Consider the following 4127-nt stretch of genomic DNA (forward strand, 5'->3'; position numbering starts at 1 on the left):
TTTTTTGCAGTTTCGATTGATTTTGGGTTCTCATTATCTATTTTCATTAGATCGATGTCTAATTTTATACCGCTAAACTCAATTGTCCCTCCTTCAATGTCATTAAAACTTTGAGGAGGAAAATTGTTTTTAATAGAGCTATTATTTGAATAAATTAAGTTTTCGACTTGAATTTTACCTTGAAACAGTAGTTCTATAAATTCTTTTCGGGTAAATATTTCTTGGTTAGGAAGAAGTATTTTTCTTTCTTGATATTCTAAACCAAGCTCTAAAATTTGTTCATCTTTGGCATTATTAAGTTTAGTTATTTCTTCAGTTAATTGATCTATTACGCCTTCTGTAATTGATAATTCTTGTTTTTTCAGTTCTAATGAATTTTTATTATGCTCAAGTCCAGTTTGTGTCTGATTAAAAACAGATTTTTCAATAAATTTTCCTAAAGTAGATTTTCCTGTTCCATTAGCACCTAGAAAAACTATTTTTTGAGATAGTTCAATTTTAATTTCTAAGGAAGAGTTATTAATGTCTGGTATTGTAAATTTCATTTATACTGTTTTTTTTTAAAATAACGCACAACGTCAGTCTGTGAAAAATTTTCCGTTTTATTATGTTCAAATATAACAAAAAACTGGTATTAAAAGAAGATTTTTCGTATTTTTAAGCATTCAACACATCATAGGTATTTCTCGTCAACAAATGCATTTTCAAGTTTAGAAGATACAATAAGTCCTGATAATCAGGTGCGATTTATAGTTGTCTTTGTTGAGTATGTTGATCGCTCTAAATTGAATTTTGCAGTAAAAACGCTCAAGACTAAAACCCCTCTCGTCATTCTCTAGTAAAACTTTACGATAAGTACATAGTTCCTGCCAGTGACCGGCTCCAGATTGTCCGCCGTGGAGGATTCAACACTGGTTTCATTGTTTGTGCTGCGCACGCAACAAATATCTAGCGTTAGGTTAGGTTTTTTTAATTCTCTTTTAAAGTCATTTCTAATTTATTTAAAGCATCTTCAATGATTGCGCCTGTATTTCTATCATTTTGATTTGCAATAATTAATATTCCTAGATTGTATTTCGGTAAAATTTTTATTATGTTCGAAGTTCCATTTGAACCACCGTCTTTTATATAGTTTGTATTTCCATTTTCTTCTGATACAGTGTCCCAGAAATATCCCATATCTATGTTTGGATAAACTTTTCTATGAGATTCAATAACAACCTTATTATTTGGATTTAATTCAAACTTGATATATTTGCTTAAATCATCCATTGTTGATTTTAGAAATTTGGATGCTCCCCAAATACTAATTGTTAAAGGTTCCATAATATCGCCTTTTGAATTATAGCCATTTGCAAGAATCTCGTTATTTCCTAAATTAAGTTTTGTAGATTTCATTCCTTCTTTTTTAAAAATCTCGTCATCTAATAGGTCATCGTAACTTTTTTTATATACATTTTCTAAAATATAAGCACACAATTCGGGTGCTAAAGCACCGTACTTATAGCCAGTTCCTGGAAGTGAATCTACTTTTACTTTTCGTAAATCAGCTAAGAAAAGTTCTTTAGTATACGCTTTATCAAGTCTATTTTTATAATAAAGGAAACTTTCAGCTGGGTATTTATCTCTTATTTGTTGAGTAATAGGAAAAGGTGTTTGTATTCCACTTCTATGGACAAGTAAATCCTTTATTTTTATTGGCTTGCCTTGAAACTCTAAATTAGAAAAATCATCATTCAAATATTTTCTAATATCGTCATTTAATCCAATTTTATTTTTTAATACAGCATTAGCCATTAGTGTTCCTGTAAATACTTTAGTTGTAGAGCCTATTTCAAAAATTGTTTGATTCGTTGCTTTATTGCGCTTCCCTTTATCCAACTCTCCATAGTGTTTTATATAAGTTTTTTTATTTTTAACAATTGCTATGGAAACAGAATTAGCTCCTGATTTTTTCAGAAAAGAGTCTGCAACTGTATCCATTGAATCGTATACAGATTTATCAAAATTATTTTTGTTTGAATTTGATTTTTGTTGCCCAAAAGAATAAATAAAAAGAAATACAAAAAAGAGAAATGAAAATTTTGTCATATTATTATTGTTTAAAAATTTAGTGGGTTTTGGAAACTTACCACTAATGTCAGTCTGTGAAAAAACTTCCGTTTTAGTATGTTCAAATATAACAAAAAACTTGTATTAAAAGAAGATTTTTCGTGTTTTTAAGCATGCAACACATCATAGGTATTTCTCGTCAACAACCGTGTTTTTCAAGTTTAGAAGATACAATAAGTCCTAATAACTAGGTGCGATATATAGATGCCTTTGTTGAGTATGTTGATCGCTCTAAGCACAGTTTTGCAGTAAAAACTTACAAAAATAAAATCCTCTTGTCGTTCTCTCGTAAAACTTTAAACTAAGTGCATAGTTCATGCCAGAGACCATTTCCAGCTTGTGCGCCATGGAGGATTCAACCGGTTTCATTGTTCGTTGCAGCGGACGCAACGAAAACCTAGCTATTGTGTGCTGTGTTTTTTTTACCACAACATTTTTGCTTGTGATTCAGCGTTCCAAAAATTTCCAGTTCCCATTTCGATTTCTATAAGTTTAAATATTCCGTTTGCTGAAGATTCAGTTGATAATGGCGCACCTGCAGTTGATAATTTTGTATTTACCCAACCTGGATGAATTGAGTTTACAGCAATATTTCTGTCTTTCAATCTTGCAGACAAAGTTTTTGTGTACATATTCAATGCAGATTTCGACATTCTGTATGCGGTTGAATCAATTTTGGATATTATGTTAAACGTTGCCATAATAGAAGAAATATTTAAAATTTTCCCATTTTTTTTTACTAAATCTAAAATTGTTTCATTGAAACTTACAAGTCCGAAAACGTTAGTTTCAAAAGTTAATCTCAAACTTTCTAAATCTGGTTCCGTTCTATCCAAATCTGGCGCAATTCCAGCATTGTTTACCAAAATATCAATTCCGTTAAATTTAGTTCTAATAATTAAGTTTGCATTTTCTATTGATTTTTGATTTGTTAAATCCAATTCCACGACAAATAAGTTTTCAGATTTAATATTTTCAATTTTTCCATTTCTAGAAGTTCCAATTACAAAATAATTTTCAGCAATTAGTTTTTCCGCTAACGCATTTCCTATTCCAGAATTTGCTCCAGTAATTAATACAATTTTATTTTTTAAATTCATTTTTTCTTTTTCATTTTTTTTTCGGGAATATCACACACAACGTTCGGGCACTACAGCGGGTTTGGAACTAAATTAAGCCCTATTTTCGGACTTGCCAAATAATACTAAATACAGGATCATTTTTTCATTAACCAAATTGCCCAAATCCGTTGTAGAGCTATTGCAGAGCGTAGCAATATGCGTTAAACTTGTCAGTTTCTGTTAATTTTGGTCTATATTTTAATTTATACAAAGACTTATTTTGAGTATTTTCTATTTTTAAGTAGCTTCGTTTTTTACTTTTATCAAAATTAAATTTAATTCTTTACAAAACTTTTTTGCATCAACAATTCAGTTAAAATTTCTTTTTTTGGCAAAGTAAAATCAACCCAATGTTTATTTTGAGTCTTCTAATTTATAAAATAGTAAAGAAGCTTTAGATGAAATTCTTAAATTCATTAAAGAATATCTTTTACTAAAATCCGAATTCATAAGCTATGTTTAATAATCAACAATTTTTTTTTTCAGGTAAATTTTTCCAGTTTGTGTATCCACGAATATTGATTACCAGAAATACGGCATTTCCAATTGTTGTGCCTAAACTATTCATTAAAACAAATCCTAGAAAAATCCATACCACATTTGAGATAGCAAAAATTATAAATCCCCATTTATTTTTATTACCTAACATATAAACTGATAAAAGACTTAGTGATATTCCGAGCCAGTCAACTAAATAATATTCAAATATGTTTGCCATAAAATTATAAAATAATGTAAGTTAAAAATTGCGTTAAATTCTTGAATTCTCCTGAATCTGCTGAGCTATGCCCTGTAACATCAGTCTGTAAAAAAACTTCTGTTTTATTATGCTCAAATATAGCAAAAAAATTGGCATTAAAATAAGTTTTTTCGTATTTATTAGTATTCAAATGG

At 29.2% G+C, this 4127-nt stretch carries 4 protein-coding genes; all 4 read right to left on the reverse strand.

What is annotated here, in order from left to right; all coding sequences use genetic code 11:
- A partial coding sequence (locus ACH2BG_RS04040) for a hypothetical protein (RefSeq protein ID WP_395046435.1) occupies nucleotides 1-545 on the reverse strand: 545 nt, incomplete at its 3' end.
- A 424-nt stretch (nucleotides 546-969) separates the two neighbouring features.
- Entirely contained in the window at nucleotides 970-1983 is a 1014-nt protein-coding gene (locus ACH2BG_RS04045; protein ID WP_395046436.1) for a serine hydrolase domain-containing protein, read from the reverse strand.
- A gap of 551 nt (nucleotides 1984-2534) precedes the next feature.
- Nucleotides 2535-3212: an SDR family NAD(P)-dependent oxidoreductase gene (locus ACH2BG_RS04050; protein ID WP_395046437.1), complete on the reverse strand. Its 678-nt coding sequence runs from the start codon at nucleotides 3210-3212 to the stop codon at nucleotides 2535-2537.
- A 487-nt stretch (nucleotides 3213-3699) separates the two neighbouring features.
- Nucleotides 3700-3951: a nicotinamide mononucleotide transporter gene (locus ACH2BG_RS04055; RefSeq protein WP_395046438.1), complete on the reverse strand. Its 252-nt coding sequence runs from the start codon at nucleotides 3949-3951 to the stop codon at nucleotides 3700-3702.
- Nucleotides 3952-4127: the final 176 nt, after the last annotated feature.

Origin of the sequence: Flavobacterium sp. (genome assembly GCF_043779715.1) — a bacterium.
In the GTDB taxonomy this organism is placed as follows: domain Bacteria; phylum Bacteroidota; class Bacteroidia; order Flavobacteriales; family Flavobacteriaceae; genus Flavobacterium.

What these genes read in the sequence shown, in the direction of transcription:
- ACH2BG_RS04045 (WP_395046436.1), bottom strand. Translation starts at nt 1,983, where the DNA reads ATGGATACAGTTGCAGACTCTTTTCTGAAAAAATCAGGAGCTAATTCT.
- ACH2BG_RS04050 (WP_395046437.1), bottom strand. Translation starts at nt 3,212, where the DNA reads ATGAATTTAAAAAATAAAATTGTATTAATTACTGGAGCAAATTCTGGA.
- ACH2BG_RS04055 (WP_395046438.1), bottom strand. Translation starts at nt 3,951, where the DNA reads ATGGCAAACATATTTGAATATTATTTAGTTGACTGGCTCGGAATATCA.